Source organism: Bacillus sp. EB106-02-03-XG38 (assembly GCF_058792175.1).
The window spans coordinates 208,834-225,691 of sequence record NZ_JBYTED010000004.1 but is presented as its reverse complement, the minus strand read 5'-3'; the positions used below and the strand labels follow the sequence as shown (position 1 = coordinate 225,691).

16 protein-coding genes are annotated in these 16,858 nt (G+C 39.2%); all 16 read right to left on the bottom strand.

Annotated elements, in window-relative coordinates; all coding sequences use genetic code 11:
• Positions 1-61: 61 nt before the first annotated feature.
• A complete protein-coding gene (locus tag AC3WTI_RS19865; protein ID WP_087959193.1) occupies positions 62-769 on the bottom strand; it encodes an ABC transporter permease in 708 nt (235 codons plus the stop codon).
• Positions 769-1,611, bottom strand: coding sequence for an ABC transporter ATP-binding protein (locus AC3WTI_RS19860; protein ID WP_087959192.1), 843 nt, complete (start codon positions 1,609-1,611; stop codon positions 769-771). The genes AC3WTI_RS19865 and AC3WTI_RS19860 overlap by 1 nt, the downstream gene beginning before the upstream one ends.
• A 180-nt stretch (positions 1,612-1,791) precedes the next feature.
• Positions 1,792-2,799, bottom strand: coding sequence for a LytTR family transcriptional regulator DNA-binding domain-containing protein (locus AC3WTI_RS19855; protein WP_253621697.1), 1,008 nt, complete (start codon positions 2,797-2,799; stop codon positions 1,792-1,794).
• A 116-nt stretch (positions 2,800-2,915) separates the two neighbouring features.
• Positions 2,916-4,532 carry a long-chain fatty acid--CoA ligase gene (locus AC3WTI_RS19850; protein ID WP_098903504.1) on the bottom strand — a complete coding sequence of 539 codons (1,617 nt, stop codon included), beginning with the start codon at positions 4,530-4,532 and terminating at the stop codon, positions 2,916-2,918.
• A gap of 261 nt (positions 4,533-4,793) precedes the next feature.
• Complete coding sequence (gene spoIID / locus AC3WTI_RS19845) at positions 4,794-5,813, bottom strand: stage II sporulation protein D (protein WP_087959189.1); 1,020 nt, start codon at positions 5,811-5,813, stop codon at positions 4,794-4,796.
• A 207-nt stretch (positions 5,814-6,020) separates the two neighbouring features.
• Entirely contained in the window at positions 6,021-7,325 is a 1,305-nt protein-coding gene (gene murA / locus AC3WTI_RS19840) for a UDP-N-acetylglucosamine 1-carboxyvinyltransferase (protein WP_048528058.1), read from the bottom strand.
• 39 nt (positions 7,326-7,364) lie between these two features.
• Positions 7,365-8,069 (bottom strand): YwmB family TATA-box binding protein, encoded by a 705-nt coding sequence (locus tag AC3WTI_RS19835; RefSeq protein WP_370452648.1) that lies wholly within the window; start codon positions 8,067-8,069, stop codon positions 7,365-7,367.
• Between the two features lie 51 nt (positions 8,070-8,120).
• Complete coding sequence (locus AC3WTI_RS19830) at positions 8,121-8,357, bottom strand: DUF1146 family protein (RefSeq protein ID WP_000940742.1); 237 nt, start codon at positions 8,355-8,357, stop codon at positions 8,121-8,123.
• A 212-nt stretch (positions 8,358-8,569) separates the two neighbouring features.
• Positions 8,570-10,084: an NADH-quinone oxidoreductase subunit NuoN gene (gene nuoN, locus AC3WTI_RS19825; RefSeq protein WP_370452649.1), complete on the bottom strand. Its 1,515-nt coding sequence runs from the start codon at positions 10,082-10,084 to the stop codon at positions 8,570-8,572.
• Positions 10,085-10,091: 7 nt separating this feature from the next.
• Positions 10,092-11,594 (bottom strand): NADH-quinone oxidoreductase subunit M, encoded by a 1,503-nt coding sequence (locus tag AC3WTI_RS19820; RefSeq protein ID WP_087959186.1) that lies wholly within the window; start codon positions 11,592-11,594, stop codon positions 10,092-10,094.
• On the bottom strand, positions 11,591-13,453 hold the full coding sequence (nuoL, locus tag AC3WTI_RS19815; RefSeq protein WP_098903506.1) for an NADH-quinone oxidoreductase subunit L: 1,863 nt from the start codon (positions 13,451-13,453) through the stop codon (positions 11,591-11,593). Before nuoL ends, AC3WTI_RS19820 begins: the two co-directional genes overlap by 4 nt.
• A 29-nt stretch (positions 13,454-13,482) precedes the next feature.
• A complete protein-coding gene (gene nuoK / locus AC3WTI_RS19810; RefSeq protein ID WP_000100078.1) occupies positions 13,483-13,797 on the bottom strand; it encodes an NADH-quinone oxidoreductase subunit NuoK in 315 nt (104 codons plus the stop codon).
• On the bottom strand, positions 13,790-14,314 hold the full coding sequence (locus AC3WTI_RS19805) for an NADH-quinone oxidoreductase subunit J (protein WP_048528054.1): 525 nt from the start codon (positions 14,312-14,314) through the stop codon (positions 13,790-13,792). Before AC3WTI_RS19805 ends, nuoK begins: the two co-directional genes overlap by 8 nt.
• Positions 14,311-14,730, bottom strand: a complete 420-nt coding sequence (nuoI, locus tag AC3WTI_RS19800) for an NADH-quinone oxidoreductase subunit NuoI (protein WP_000677191.1) — start codon at positions 14,728-14,730, stop codon at positions 14,311-14,313. The genes AC3WTI_RS19805 and nuoI overlap by 4 nt, the downstream gene beginning before the upstream one ends.
• Before the next feature lie 25 nt (positions 14,731-14,755).
• Positions 14,756-15,757: an NADH-quinone oxidoreductase subunit NuoH gene (nuoH, locus tag AC3WTI_RS19795; protein ID WP_000573437.1), complete on the bottom strand. Its 1,002-nt coding sequence runs from the start codon at positions 15,755-15,757 to the stop codon at positions 14,756-14,758.
• On the bottom strand, positions 15,757-16,857 hold the full coding sequence (gene nuoD, locus AC3WTI_RS19790) for an NADH-quinone oxidoreductase subunit NuoD (protein ID WP_098903508.1): 1,101 nt from the start codon (positions 16,855-16,857) through the stop codon (positions 15,757-15,759). The genes nuoH and nuoD overlap by 1 nt, the downstream gene beginning before the upstream one ends.
• Between the last annotated feature and the right edge of the window lies 1 nt (position 16,858).

Sequence of the window (16,858 nt, the reverse complement as noted above, 5' to 3'; positions counted from 1 at the left end):
ATTGTAAAATTTCCGAGGAAATGATTGAAAAAAGAAAAAACTGAGCGTTTCAGCTCAGTTTTTAGTCCATTTGTTTCTTTTTGTAAACTACAATACAAAGAATAATTGAAAGCACACACCAAATTATAATATTGATTAAATCACCACTAACAGTTGAAAATCCTTTTCCAGCCAGCAATTTCGGCATGGCATCCGCAAGATGCTTTGTTGGAAGAAAATCGATTGCCTTTTTTACAAACTCACTTTTAATAAATCCGCCTAACATTGGAGCTAGAAGAAAAACAAATAGAATCGGCATACCTACTACTGATGTTGACGCCGTTGTTTTAGCTATTAATCCAATCGCCGTACCTAACATAAGGAAGAAAAATATACTGACAAGTAAAAATAGAGCGATTAAAACCATATTGCCCTTTATTACACCTAAAATAGCAAAGTTACTAATACAAATTACAAATGTGATAAGAGCTGTTAATGTACTTTTTCCTAGTAACACTTCTAACGATGATGCTGGTGATAGCATCATTACACGTAGCGTGTGCTTTTCTTTTTCTTCCGCAATTAAAGCTGCTTGAACAAAACTTCCTACCATTGTTAAAGCCATTAAAGTTACCATATTAGCTATTTGTTCTTTCGGTCCATCCATCTGTTGATAAACAAAAGAAAATACAAGTGGCATTGCCGCCATTACGAGCACAGATGCATTTGCTTTAATATCCTGTACCTCTTTCCGAAAAATAGCTGAAAATCGTCTCATTGAAAATATCATTATAATCCCCTCCCAGTAACTTCAATAAAGATATCGCCTAGCGTTGGTTCATGTGAATGAATCGATAGTAATTCACCTTTTTTCATCCATTCTGAAATACGTTTTGCACCTAATTCATCTTTTTGTACGATTTCTTTTTGCTTATCTTTTAATACGACTTGTATTTGATCTTTCGCGTATTGTAAGCGAAGGTTTTCTGGTGTATCAAGCGCTACAATTTCTCCACCGCATAGAAAGGCAATGCGGTTACAAAGCGTCTCCGCTTCTTCCATATTGTGAGTCGTTAAGAAAATCGTCGTTCCTTCTTTATTTAAATCTTTTAAGACTTTATGAATGTTTTGTACGTTAACTGGATCTAGTGCAGATGTTGGTTCGTCTAAGAAGAGGATATCTGGTTTATGAAGGATTGCTCTTGCTAGTGTGACACGCTGCCTCATTCCTTTTGATAGTTTCTTTACTAATGTTTTCTTATCATCTATTAAGTTCACTTGTGCTAACACTTCATCGATTCGCTCTTTTTTGCAATCGTATAAGTCACAAAATAATAGTAAGTTATCATAAATGCTAAGTCTCTCATATAAACCACTATTGTCTGTTAAAATACCAATTCGTTTGTAATCAATGCTACTTGGTCCTGTAATATCTTTTCCTAGTACCCTTACCGTTCCAACGCTATGAAGTAATTGAGAAGTTAAAATCTTTACTGTTGTCGTTTTTCCAGATCCACTCGGTCCGAGGAATCCAAAAATTTCTCCTTGCTTCACTTCAATATTTACATTTCGAAGTGCTGTTTTTTCGTTGAAACTTTTCATTACATCTTTCATTTCAATTGCCAATGTCATCTCGTCATCCCCTTTGTTTTTTCTTTTATAGATGAAAGTCGCTTTAGCGCTTTTCGTTTGTTTGTTTCGCTTTTCTTGACTCAATCATATGAAAAACAAAGAGGTTACGCAGTAAAATACCGGTAAAAGGAGTATTTTTACCGGTGAATGAATCGTATTTTGAACTTATTGGAGCAATTTTTATAGCCCAATCACACCTTTTAATTCATCCATTCGTCCTTTTGAAAGCGGGATTGAACTTTTTCTTTCGTCATCCAAAATTAAACTAAAACTATTACGAGTCCACGTAATTACTTCTCGTACTCTTTGTAAATTCACAAGGTACGAGCGGTGACATCTAAAGAAACCAAATCCTGTTAATCTCACTTCTAGTTCGCTTAACGTTAATGCACATACGAAATCACCTTCGCGCACATGAATATGTGTCACTCCATTTTGCGTTTCAATGAAATGAATTTCCATCGGATCAAGTAAAATGATTTTATCGTTCACTTTCGCTGGAATTCTTTCAAGTTTCATTTGCGGAATCAATTGAACAACCTTTTCTTCATCCACCTCTTCAACTTCCTCTTGTTCGATTTCTATTTTTTTCACACCATCATTGTTTAGTATGTATACATCTTCTGTTAACGAAAGGGCGTCCGATAGAAACGATGACGTAATAAAAATCGCTTTTCCTTGTTCTTTCATTTTCATAATTGATTTCCGAATAATAATCGTGCTCTCTGTATCTACATTTTGCTCCGGCTCTTCCAAAATAACTAAGTCTGGATTATGAATCATAACACGCCCAATATGAAGGCGACGTTTCTCTGAAAATGATAGTTTTTCTATTTTAACGTTTAACTTATCTAAGAGGCCTACATATTGTACGACTTCTTCCGTACTCATATTCGATTCATAAAGACCTATTAAGAACTTGAAGTATTCCTTCACCTTCAAACGGTCATATGCCTCATCTTTCAAAAAACAAAAGCCGATGCGAGAATAATTTCTCTTTCCAATCGATTCTCCCTCAAATAACACACTGCCAGTTGAAGCTTCTTCCTCACCAATAATAATGCGATGCAACACTTTAGCTGTATGGTTATTACATTGCAAAACAACACATTGTCCTTGCTCAACCTCTAGCTCAACTGCTGGTAACTGGTTGGTTTTCCCTAATTGTCTCAACTCAAGTAACGCCATTCTGTCTCCCCCAAATGTTTTTATCTTATTATACCAAACAATTAATGGAAAATTTAGATATATTATGTAACCACCATAAAAAGAAGGCTACCCAAACGAAAGGATAGCCTTCTTCTCTAGTTTTGCTCTACCATATACGTCTTGAGCTGATCACGCAGTGCTCGTTTTAGAAACTTCCCTACAGATGTTTTCGGAATTTCATTTACAAATAAAATATCATCTGGCATCCACCATTTCGGAAATTCAGCTTCTAGTAAAGCATACAGTTCTTCCCTTTCTACTGCTTGCCCTCCTTTTAATACGACGCAAGCAATAGGGCGTTCCTGCCATTTTTCATGCGGCACCGCCACAACAGATGCTTCTAACACTTTATCGTGAGACATTAAAGCATTTTCTAAATCTACAGAGGAAATCCATTCGCCTCCGCTCTTAATTAAATCTTTCGTCCGATCAGCAATTTTAATAAATCCTTCCGAATCAACCGTGACAATATCTCCTGTATGGAGCCAACCATCTTTCATTGATTCTTCTGTACGCTCATCCTTATAATAGCTACCAGCGATCCATGGCCCCCTTAAACAAAGTTCTCCCATCTCTTCTCCATCCCACTTAATTTCACCGTCTTGCCCAATCACTTTCATTTCTAGTCCAGGGAATAAATAACCTTGGCGCGAACGTAAATTATAATACTCTTCTTTCGGTAACTCTCGTTGATATGATTTCGGGCAGTTAATGACAACAGCGGGACTCGTTTCTGTCATTCCATATATTTGTCTAAATGCAATTTCATATCGTTCTTCATACGTACGAATCATGCTTAATGGAGCAGCCGATCCTCCTGACCATATCGTTTTTATACTGCTAATATCATATGGGTGTTTTTCTAGTTCTTGCAGTAAGCCAATCCAAATCGTTGGCACGCCAGCCGTAATGGTTACTTTTTCCCTATCAATTAGTTCTGCTAAAATCTTCGGTGTGAAATGTGGTCCTGGCAATACGAGTTTTGTCCCAAACCACGTACTCGCAAACGGTAATCCCCATGCATTCACATGGAACATTGGAACGACAGGCATACAAGTGTCTACTTCCGATATATTCCCGCCATCTGCAAGTCCCAGTGTATAGCTGTGGAGTGCAATACTACGGTGTGTGTAAACTACACCCTTTGGTTTTCCTGTCGTAGCCGATGTATAGCACATTCCGGCTGGTTCTTTTTCATCTAAATCTTTTATAAATGGAAATGTCTCATCGCCTTCTTCGATTAGTTGGTCGTAATGGTATGCTGGTGATAGTGTTGTTTGAGGTAGTTTATGATTGTCTGTCATAATGATAAAGGCTTTTATATGTGGGATTTCGTGTTGAATACTTTCTAATATAGGTACCATATCTTCATCTACAAGAATAATCTTATCTTCTGCATGGTTAATAATATATGAAATATGATCAGCGGAAAGTCTTAAGTTAATTGTATGTAACACCGCTCCGATTCCCGGAATCGCAAAGTATGCTTCCAAATGTCTATGGTGATTCCATGCAATTGTACCTACTTTATCCCCTTGTTCAATTCCCATTTTCGTTAACACGCTAGCAAGTCTGCGTGTCCGCTTTGCAATTTCTCCGTATGTTAATGTATGAATACGTGATGCAGTCCGTGAAACAACTTCCTTTTTCGAAAAATATTTCTCTGCTCGTTCCATCATTGACGGAATGAGCAGTGGTACATCCATCATCATTTTCCATTACCCCCTGTTATTATGTTTTATATATTCACATAACTGTATTATAACACGCAACATGCAGCATACCTTCCATTTATTTCTACAAATAATGACAAAAAGAGGCGTCAATTACTATCTTCTCATCGCTAAACATTGAGGTTTTTTCAAATATACTTATCATACTTTAAAAATATCTACGATTCGACAAAAATAACCTATCTATCAACAAAAGAAAAACCGTCCCAATATACCTCTTGGGACGGCCTATCCTGCACCTTACTTCTTCACCATTAACTTTCCTTCATAATCATTCATCGTCTTTATTTCAACGCCTTTGTAGTAATGAGCGACGATATCTGTATATTTCTTACCTTCCGCTGCCATGCCGTTCGCTCCGTATTGACTCATGCCGACGCCGTGGCCGAAGCCTTTCGTTGTAACGACGATTTTATCTCCCTCTTGTTTCCAAGTGAAGTCAGAAGAGCGTAAGTCTAACTTTTCACGAACTTCTTTTCCTGTTAATGTTTTCCCTTGAAATGCTACATCCTTTACACGCTTTCCTTCCGTAAGATTTTTAATATTTCCAACCTTGCCGTCTGCTAGCACTTTCACACCGAGACGTTTTTGAAAGTCAGCTACTGTAAAGGTTTGCTCGCTCGTAAATTTCGGAGAAGCTTGATCCCACGGACTATCTACGCTCTTTAAGTACGGATAATCATTTCCCCAATAATCAGCCGCATTTTCTGTCCGGCCATTACTCGTTGAGAAGAAGGATGCTGAGATTGGTTTTCCATCATACGTTAAAACTTGTCCTGCGGTTTTCGAAACAGCTTCTTCGATTTTCTTCAAATTATTTTCGTAGTTATTGCCCCATTGTTTCTTCAATTCTTCTTTACTTTTGTACACTTGATCTTTCACCGTATCTGTCACGTCCGCATTGTTTTTCTTTCCTCCGCTTAGCATACGCTGTACCACAAATGTTCTCGCTGCTAATGCCTGCGCCTTTAGCGCCTCTATTTCAAAGCTGGCATTCATCTCTGAAGCTACTACACCGGTTACATACTCCTCCATAGGTAATGACTCTACCTTTTTTTGTTTCTCACGATATACAGCAACTTGAACCGCTGTATCCACTTTTCCTGGAGCTGGTATACTTTCTATCGCTGGAGGAGTTTTAGAAGCTGCCTCTTCCCCTACTTTTGCTTTCGCAAATGGAATAACAAGAGCAGCAGGTACAATGATAACGAGCGCTATGAGAAGCGCTACTGTAATACAAAGTGGCTTTGAAAATTTCATCTTATTTCCCCCAATATGAAAAAGCTTTACTCCATTCATTCTTATGGAACAACTCGTTCTTTTAGAACATACTTAAGGGGACCTGGATAAAACGAAAATTTTCTAAATATTTTTAATGGTACGTGCATAAGTATAGAATTTCTTGACTATAACAGTAATAACCCAAAAAAATAGCCCCTACGTCAAAAGACGTAGAGACTATTTCAATTAAGCGTGAAGATCAGAAACTTCTTGTTCTTTCACTTCTTCTACTTTTTCGTTTACACGTTCAATAGTTGCACCTAATGCAGCTAATTTCTTATGGAAATCTACATAACCACGGTCAAGATGCTTTAATTCAGTTACACGAGTGTAACCTTCTGATACTAAACCAGCTAAGATTAACGCAGCAGCAGCACGTAAGTCAGTTGCGCCTACTTCAGCACCTTGTAAGCTGTTTGGACCGTTCATAATAACAGAACGACCTTCGATTTTAATATCAGCATTCATACGACGGAATTCTTCAACGTGCATAAAGCGGTTTTCGAATACCGTTTCTGTAATCATACTTGTTCCATCAGCTTGTAGTAATAATGCCATCATTTGTGATTGCATGTCTGTTGGGAAACCTGGATGAGGCATAGTTTTAATATCAACCGCTTTTAACTTATCTGGGCCGATAACACGTACACCTTCGTTTTCCTCAATAATTTTAACACCCATTTCTTCCATTTTCGCTGTAATTGAGCGTAAATGTTCAGGCACAGCATTTTCAATTAAGATGTCTCCACCAGTAATTGCCGCTGCAACCATGAATGTTCCCGCTTCAATACGGTCAGGAATAATAGAGTGGTTTGCACCATATAATTTATCAACGCCTTCGATACGAATCGTTCCAGTTCCAGCTCCGCGTACTTTCGCTCCCATCGCATTTAAGAAGTTAGCTAAGTCAACGATTTCTGGTTCTTTCGCTGCGTTTTCAAGGATTGTTGTCCCTTTTGCTAATGTAGCTGCAGACATAATGTTTTCTGTCGCGCCCACGCTTGGGAAGTCTAAATAAATTTTAGCTCCTTTTAGTTCTCCCTCAACGTATGCCTCAACAAAGCCATTACCAACCTGTACTTTTGCTCCCATTGCTTCGAAGCCTTTTAAATGTTGGTCAATTGGACGTGAACCAATTGCACATCCACCAGGAAGTGCAATACGAGCACGACCGTTACGTGCTAATAATGGTCCCATTACTTGAACAGATGCACGCATTTTACGTACATATTCAAATGGTGCTTCAATGTTTAGTTCATTAGAAGAATCAATTGTTACTTGATTATTTTCAAATACGACTTCAGCATTTAAATGACGTAATACCTCATTAATTGTGTATACATCAGACAAAACTGGTACTTCAGATAGTACATTCTTTCCATCACTCGCTAATAGGGCTGCAGCGATTATAGGTAATACAGCATTTTTTGCGCCCTCAACACGCACTGTGCCGTTTAACCGCTTTCCGCCACGGACGATGATCTTTTCCAAATTATTCCCCTCCGTGTCCTTTTTTCAGTATCTATTCACTCAATACTCAGAAGTTATGATCGGTGTGCCAACCACAATTGTATCTTTGTTGTTTGTAGAACGTATTGCTATTTGCACATTTATTTTCTCTCTATTTGTTGAAAGAGCGTCATCCCACTTTTTATTGTATGCGGAGACTGACACAAATGCTCTTTCTTCTATCTGTTCGATCGCTCTTGCTGAAAGATCTTTCAAAACCTGATTGGTTTTATTTTGCAAAACACCTTCAATCTTATCATTCAGTACACCTTGAACACAAGTGTAAATTATAGGTTTTTCACTAAAAATTTTATTTGTTTTCTGAATGTACTTCGGGTCCCATTTCGCCCCGCTCACTTCAAAAATAATGAAAGTGTTTTCTTTAGTATTTTCCTTACTCCAAGTTACTACTACTCGTTCTTCATAAGAAGAAAATTTTTTATAGGATGTAGCTTTATATCCATCTGGAGATTGCTCTAATTCCCACTTTTGAATATTCGCCTTGTCCTTCACATCGTTTAACAACTTTTGAAACGTATGTATATTAGAAATTGTTTTTGTTTCTCGCGCTAACCATGACCATTTCTCTACTTTAGCATCATTTTTCTCTAAGGATGCGATCATGCTCTCCATTTTCTGTTCATCGCTGACTGGTTTCATCTCTCTATATCCAACCAAAAATAAAACAACACTAAGTGCAACAATAAGAATGGCTTTAAGCTTCAATTTCATCCCCTCCTATCCCCATTGTTAACGGAGATATGAGGTTCTATACACTTACTTTACTAAATACGTTAAACTCTTTGAATAGCCTAAATAATCAAGAAAAAAGTTACTTACAGATGTCCCAATTGCAATTGTAATTAAGATGAGTAATACTCGTGTCTGCATTACCTTTCCAGGCTTCATTAAACGCTCAATGTGAATACCTTGTAAGGCCCACCATGTAATAGTAATAAACAATAAATGCGAAACGATGGCAATCAGTGCTTGTTGCCCTAAAAGATGTGCCAAAAAATCGACCCCTTTTTACCTAGCTACTACTTATGAAATACTATAAAAACGATACCATAATAAGTAGGAGCCACACTTTTTCAAATACAAATAAGCATCTTACATTTCACATCATAATTTTCTCTAAAAAAACATATACCTATATGCATTTTCAGCTGTAGTTCACACAAAATAAAAAGCGCAGAGTAACGACTCCACACCTTTTATTTTCACTATTGTACCATGTTCCCTAGAAAGAAGAAATCTTTCATTAATGGAAAATATTCATAAAAGAAATTGTATCCAATCATCGGCATAATCCCTAGTATTACAATCGAAATTGCGCAAAGGCTCATTACAACCTTTATATTGAATGGCAAACGAATCTTCTCTTCTACTTCTCCCGTCCTGAAAAACATTTGCTGTAAAATACGGAAATAATATACGAATGAAATGACTGTCGTTCCCATCATAATAGAAGCTAGTACGTAATGAGCTGGCTCTACATGAAGCGCTCCTAAAAAGATGTTAATTTTCCCGATAAAGCCAGCTGTTCCTGGTATCCCGGCTAACGATAAAATAAAAATCGTCATCACAATCGCTGTGAATGGCGACCTTTTATATAATCCAGTGAAAATGGTGATGTTTTCTTTGTCGCTTTGTAAGATTAAGCCGTGAATAATTGCAAACGTGCCGATATTCATCAGCATATACGCAAGCATGTAAAACCACATGCTATCCATCGTAAATGGTGATAATGCTACAAGCGGAACGAGTAAATAGCCCGCATGCGCAATTCCCGAATAGGCAAATAGGCGTTTTACGTTATATTGCTTTAATGCGACTACATTTCCGATAATCATCGTAATACTCGCTAGTACTGCAACGTATATGCTCATACGTCCGTATAAAGATTGCATGTCTCCTTGCACCGATACAGTTGCGAAAACCATGAGGAACAGACGAATAATGAGTAGGAAACCTGCCATTTTAGAAATCGTCCCTAGAAATGCAGTAACAGGTGTAGCCGCTCCCTCATACACATCTGGTGCCCACATATGAAACGGTACTGTCGCAATTTTAAACGAAAGTCCAACGAGTAATAGTAGAAATGCGAGAGCTAACAATAATTGAATACCATCAGCAAGCTCTCCTGCGAATACTTTTTGCATATCCACGATGTTGGTTGACCCTGTAATACCGTACAAATAACTCATTCCAAAGAGTGTAATGGCCGTTCCGATTCCTCCATTAATGACATATTTCATGGCCGCCTCATTTGATGCACGGTTCTTTTTTCGTATTCCTACTAAAATATACGAAGAAAGTGAAAGCAATTCTAAGCCGACGAAAAGTGTAATGAAATCAACGCTAGAAGCCATAAACATAGCTCCAAGAAGTGCCATTAAAAATAAGTAATAATACTCTCCCTTATCTTCAATTGGATTCTTCTTATCATCGCTCATTGCAGTGCATAAAATGAGAGCAGCTCCGCCTAATAACAACGTTTTAAACCCTTTTGAAAACCCGTCTAACACAAACGATCCGTTTAAAATATCTCCCGCTGGTTCACTGTATAGCGTAATTAATGAGACGATTGCTAATACGATTGCTGCAATTGCGCTAAGCGCTACATATTTATGGTTCAGCTTAAAAAACAAATCACATATGGAAAGAAGGATGGCAGCTCCGAGAATAATGAATTCTGGCACCATGAGATGCCACGATAGGCTAAGTAACGTATTCATATCCATCCTACTTCACCCCCAATGTTTTTAATGTATTTTGAAGCGGATCCCCTAATATTTCTGGCATTACTCCAATTGCAATAATGCAGAAAATAAGCAGCAATATAGGGACGTACTCCCATCCATGTATATCAGCTTTCGCTTCCCACTCTTTCTTACCGAATGTTACTTGCAGTGTTGCTCTTAATACGTATACAGCGGTTAAAATGATGCCAAGTACACCGACTGCAGCAATGACCGGCTCCCCTTGGAATAAACCGAGAAAAGCAAGAAACTCACTTACAAATCCAGACATACCCGGCAATCCAAGCGATGCCATTCCTCCTGCTAAGAAGAATCCGCTAAGTATTGGTACACTTTTTGCGAGTCCGCCAAGCGCTGTAATATCCGACGTTCCAAAACGCTGTTCTATAACGCCGAGTAAGAAGAAGAGTAAGGCTGCAATTAAACCGTGCGACACAACTTGGAATAGTGCCCCTTGTGTACCCGGTGCATTTAACGCCGCAAGCCCCATTAATACAATGCCCATATGCGAAATACTAGAGTAAGCAAGTACCTTCCTGAAGTCCGTTTGGATGAGCGCTAAGAAGGCTCCGTACAATAAATTAATGACTCCTAAAATCGCAATGAGCGTTGCAAACTCTCGAAAGTATTCCGGGAATAACCCCTGTCCGAAGCGAATCATACCGTATGCTCCAATCTTCAGTAAAACACCTGCATGAAGCATAACTACAGCCGGATGTGCTTCAATATGTACATTGACCATCCAGCGATGTAACGGGAAAACAGGTAATTTAATCGCAAAAGCGATCATTATGCTAAGAAACAAACCGAACTGTAAGCTACTTGAGACAGCCGTTCCTCCCCCAGCACCTACACTCGTTAATATTTCTTTCAGCTCTGTCATATTCGTTGTACCTGTTTTCGCAAATAAAACCGAGAAAACAATGAGCAAAATAGCGGAGCCAATACCGTTATATATTAAATAACTATAAGCAGCCTTTTCACTCGACAATTTGCCCCACTTCCCAATTAATAAAAACATTGGTGGTAATGTAATTTCAAAGAAGATAAAGAACAACATTAAATTTTGAGCAGCGAAGACGCCGAGCATCCCTATTTCTAACATGAGTAACAGCATATAAAATGCTTTCAAATTCCTTTTAATCGTAAATGCGGCAATTGCTGCAAGCATCGCTAGAAGGGCCGTCAACACCATCATAACGAGCGATAAACCATCAATACCAAGCTCGTAGTAAATGGAGAACCATCTTTTATCCACCGCTGCAAAATCCCCAAATTTAATCCATTTTACTTTTTCATCAAATAGCGACAAGCTTTTTCCAGAAGCATATGTACAAGCGAGGACAATAGCGATTCCAAATGGAAGCGCCGTTCCAAATAAACCGAGCGCTCGCACTGTACGCGATTCTTTTTTCGGCGTTAATGCAAGTAAGAGAATTCCTAAAAGCGGGGAAAAAATGAAGAACGTTAATAACAAATCATTCATCGTAAATCCCCTCCCGTATAGAGCAAAATAATGACGAGTACTGCAAGTGAAACAGCTGTTACAGTCCCGTACACTTGTACATTTCCGTTTTGAAGTCTAGACCCAAGTCCGCTTATCCCTTTAACTACACTCCCTATTAAAACGGCAATTCCTTCGACTACATACACCTCAAATAAGCGAAGCATATGAGCGATTCCTTTCGTAATAGGAAGCACCGTCATATTGTATAGTTCATCCACATAATATTTTTCTTTCAAAAGGTTATAGTGAGGCGCTTCCTCACTCCCAGCCCAATCTCTAGAAATAGATTTCTTACCATAAATGAAGTATGCGAGAGCAATCCCTGCAAATGAAACGAGCGTCGCAACAATCATAATCCAAACTGGTCCGTGTACTTCTCTCGCTTTAAATGCCACATCTTTCGTAAGCCAATCCCCGAGAAATGTCCCAAACCACGGTGTATTTATATAACCAGCCACTACCGCAAGAACGCCAAGGACAATCATCGGATACGTCATAACGCGGGGTGATTCATGCACCTCTTCCTTCGTCTTCACTTCCCCCGTGAAGACAAGGAAGTATAACCGGAACATGTAGAATGCTGTTAGGAATGCTGCAATTACTGCTAAGATGAATAAAACGTAATTGCCGTTCATCCAAGTCGCCGCTAAAATTTCATCTTTACTAAAGAAACCCGAAAGGAGTGGTACACCACTAATTGCAAGCGTACCGATTAAAAATAGTACACCCGTTACTTTCATCTTCTTCTGCAAGCCGCCCATTTTATTAATGTTTTGCGTATGCACTGCATGAATGACACTTCCTGCCGCCAAAAATAGTAGTGCTTTAAAAAAGGCGTGTGTCGTTAAATGGAAAACTCCAGCTACATAACCAGCAGATCCTAGCGCGAGCATCATATACCCAAGCTGGCTAACTGTAGAATAAGCGAGCACTCTCTTTATATCCGTTTGTACAAGACCGATGGAAGCCGCAAATATTGCAGTGAAGGCTCCAATGATTGCCACCGTCTGCATTGCCACCGCACTTGCTGAAAATAGTGGGAACATCGTCGCCACTAAATATACACCAGCTGCGACCATTGTCGCCGCATGAATAAGTGCCGAAACAGGCGTCGGCCCTTCCATTGCATCTGGTAACCACGTATGAAGTGGGAACTGACCTGATTTCCCCATCGCCCCGATAAAAATTAAGATCGCCGTTATTGTAATCATCGTAGGAGTAAGATCACCCGTATGAATCGCCCTAAATATTGCGTCATATTCAAAACTACCCGCGTGCCAAAAAAGTAAAATCATCCCTATAAATAAACCGACATCTCCAATACGAGTCATAATAAAAGCCTTTTTCGCAGCAGCCTTCGCTTCTTCTTTAAAGAAATAAAAACCGATGAGTAAAAATGAACCAAGGCCCACTAACTCCCAAAATATATAAAGCTGTAATAAATTCGGTGATATAACGAGCCCGAGCATCGCAAATGTAAAGAGTCCTAAATAGGCATAAAAGGTTGGTAATCTTTCGTCACCTTTCATATAACCTTTCGAATACACATGTACAAGTAAACTCACAAGTGTAACGATAAACAGCATTAAAGCCCCTAATGCTGTCACTTCAAAGCCAAATGATATATCAATATCTCCCGTTCTAAGCCATACCCACTTATGCTTTAATCCTACTTTCGAAAACCGTTCTATTAATACAAGTACCGCAACTATAAAGGAGAGAAAGACGAGGAAAATACTAAGTACACTGCTTCCTTCTCTAATTTTCTTCCCGAATATAAGTAATAAAAAAAACGAAACAAGCGGGAAAAGCGGTATGAGCCATGCATAATCGATCATTGTTTCCTTCCCCCTTTTCGGTCACAATGTTATCCTTTGAGCGTATCCATTTCATCTACATGAACCGTCGTACGATTACGATACAAAGCAATTAAAATGGCGAGTCCTACCGCCGCCTCCGCTGCCGCTACAGCCATCGTAAACAGAGAGAAAATTTGCCCTGTTAAATTTGGGAACAAACCTAATTTACTAAACGCTACTAAATTTAAATTAGCTGCGTTCAGCATTAATTCTATACAAACTAATACAATCACTGTATTTCGCTTCGTTAAAGCTCCAAACAAACCGATGCAAAATAAAATAATCGCAAGTGTTAAATATGCAGAAGCAGGAACGCTACTCATTGGAATCCTCCTCTTTCTCATCCTTCTTCGCAAGAATAATCGCGCCAACAAGTGCTACAAGTAAAATAACTGATGTTAACTCAAATGGAATAATATATTCTGAATAGAGAAGCGTACCGATTTGAAGTGTGTTTTTTTCATGGAGAGGTAAACTTCCTTGTGTGCTTTCATTTGCAAAATCAATATTGTTAACAGCGAAATACATAACTGCCCCAAATGCTACAACCGCAAAGAAGATAATCCATTTTCGAAGAGTAAGACGCGATTCATTTTCCGCATTATGTTTCGTTAACATAATGCCAAAAATCATAATAATTGTGATCGCACCAGAGTAAAGTAAAATTTGTGCAACTCCGATAAATTCGGCTGATAAAAGAAAGTACAAACCTGCAATGCTGAGAAAGGTCAGAACGAGAGCTAGCATCATATGCATAACTTTCGTTAAGTTCAACATAAGAACGCCGCCGATAATTGCAGACAAGGATAGTATGAAGAATGCTACAAACTCGCCATTCATGCTTTATTCTCCTTCCTGACGTTTTCGTCGTTTTCGTCAAGCCACTGCAAATTTTTAAATAAATCATCACGTGAATATTCCGCGAGTTCAAAGTTATTTGTCATAACAATCGCCTCTGTCGGACAAACTTCTGTACATAAATCACAAAGAATACAAATTTCAAAATTTATATCATACGTATCGATAATTTTTCCTTTTTTCGTAGGATCCGGATGTTTTTTCCCCGTTAACTGAATACAGTCTGTCGGACAAATGTTAGAGCACTGATTACAAACAATACACTTTTCGGGATAAAACTTTTGAATACCTCGAAAGCGATCTGGCAACGGCAACGGTTGATTTGGATAATCGTACGTCACCTTCTTCTTACTCAAATTGCTTAATGTATATTTTAATCCTTTAAATAGTCCTTTCATCTCTTACTGGCACCCCCCTCATAGATTAGAAGAATAACTCCTTAATCAATGCCGTTAAGAAAATATTCGCAAGTGCAATTGGCAATAATACTTTCCAGCCAAACTCCATTAACTGATCACCTCTTATACGCGGGAACGTAACGCGGAACCAAATTAATAGAAAGACTACACTGCTAAATTTCAAAGCAAACCATACAGCTCCGGGGATAAATCCAAGGAACATGACTGGATTCCATCCGCCTAAAAAGAGCACTGTAATTAAAGATGCCATTCCGAAGAAATATACGTACTCTGAAAGCATGAAAAACGCCCAGCGAAACCCTGAGTATTCCGTATGATATCCAGAAACAAGCTCCGACTCGGCTTCTGGTAAATCAAACGGCGTCCTATTTAACTCTGCTACCGCTGCGATTAAGAAAACGACGAATCCGATTGGCTGCACGAAAATGTACCAAACATTCTCCTGCGCTGCTACAATTTCATTTAAATTTAGGCTACCAGCTAACAAAACGACGCCAATTACACTCATTACGAGCGGAATTTCATAAGAAATCATTTGCGCCGCCGCACGCATCCCTCCTAAAAGGGAATATTTATTATTCGATGCCCATCCTCCGGTCACGACACCAATCGTCGTAATGCCAGAAACAGCAATGTAATACAGTAAGCCTACGCCAATGTCTGCAAACTGAAATTTATCAGTAAACGGGATGACTGCAAGCACCATAAATGCCGGTGCGAATGCAATGACAGGCGCCAATATGAACAACGGTTTATCTGCCGCTTTCGGAATACTATCTTCTTTCAGTAGTAGTTTTAAAACATCAGCTACCGTTTGCAGTAAACCGAACCGGCCCCCGACTTGGTTTGGCCCAATCCGCCCTTGCATAAAACCCATCACTTTCCGCTCTGCCAAAATACCATATGTAACGAAGCCAAGGACCGCAAATAGTAGAAGCACCGCTAACCCGAAAAAAATGAAGAAATTCGTCCAGCTTGAAGGTGATTGTAAGAGCGTTTCAATCATCAGCCATCAACCTCCCCAAGTACAATATCAACTCCACCTAAAATCGTAATTAAATTGGCGATGTTTTCACCTTTCAATAACTTCGGTAAAATTTGCAAATTGTAAAAAGACGGCCTGCGAAACTTCAAGCGGTACGGCTCTTTCTTTCCGTCACTAGCAATATAGCAACCAATCTCTCCGCGCGGCGACTCTATACGAACGAAGGCTTCCCCTTTAGGCGCCTTAATAATTTTCGGCACTTTCGCAAGTACTGCTCCCTCTTTCGGGAACTGCTGGACAGCTTGCTCAACAATTTTTAATGACTCCTCAATCTCTTGCATGCGGCAAACGTAGCGATCCCAAGCATCCCCCACGCTTCCAACAGGAATATCGAAATCAAAACGGTCATAAATCGAATACGGCTCATCTTTGCGAAGATCCCAGTTTACTCCGGTGCATCGTAAATTCGCTCCACTTAAAGAATACGAAATCGCATCTTCCTCGCTATATATACCAACGCCTTTTACGCGATTTACGAAGATCTCATTACCACTAACAAGATCATGGTAACCTGCCAATTGCTCTCTCATATACGGAACAAACTCTTCCACTTTTTCAATCCAACCGTCCGGCGCATCCCACTTTACACCGCCGACTCTCATATAGTTAAAAGTAAGCCGGGCGCCGCATAACTCATTTAATAAATTAATAATCATCTCTCGTTCACGAAATGCGTACAAAAACGGGCTGACCGCTCCTATATCAAGAAGATTTGTCCCCCACCAAACAAGGTGGCTCGCAATCCTTCCAAGCTCCATTGCAAGCACTCGCAAGTATTCGGCTCGCTCTGGGATTTCAAGCCCCATCATCGTCTCTACAGCATGGCAAATGACGTAATTATTCGTCATAGCCGATAAATAGTCCATTCGATCTGTATAAGGGATAATTTGCGTATACTGTAAGCTCTCCGCAATCTTTTCGGTCCCGCGATGCAAATATCCAATAACCGGTGTAGCTTCTTTAATAATTTCCCCGTCAATCTTAATAACAAGCCTGAACACACCGTGCGTACTCGGATGTTGAGGACCTACATTCAAAAGCATTTCTTCCGTACGGATCATT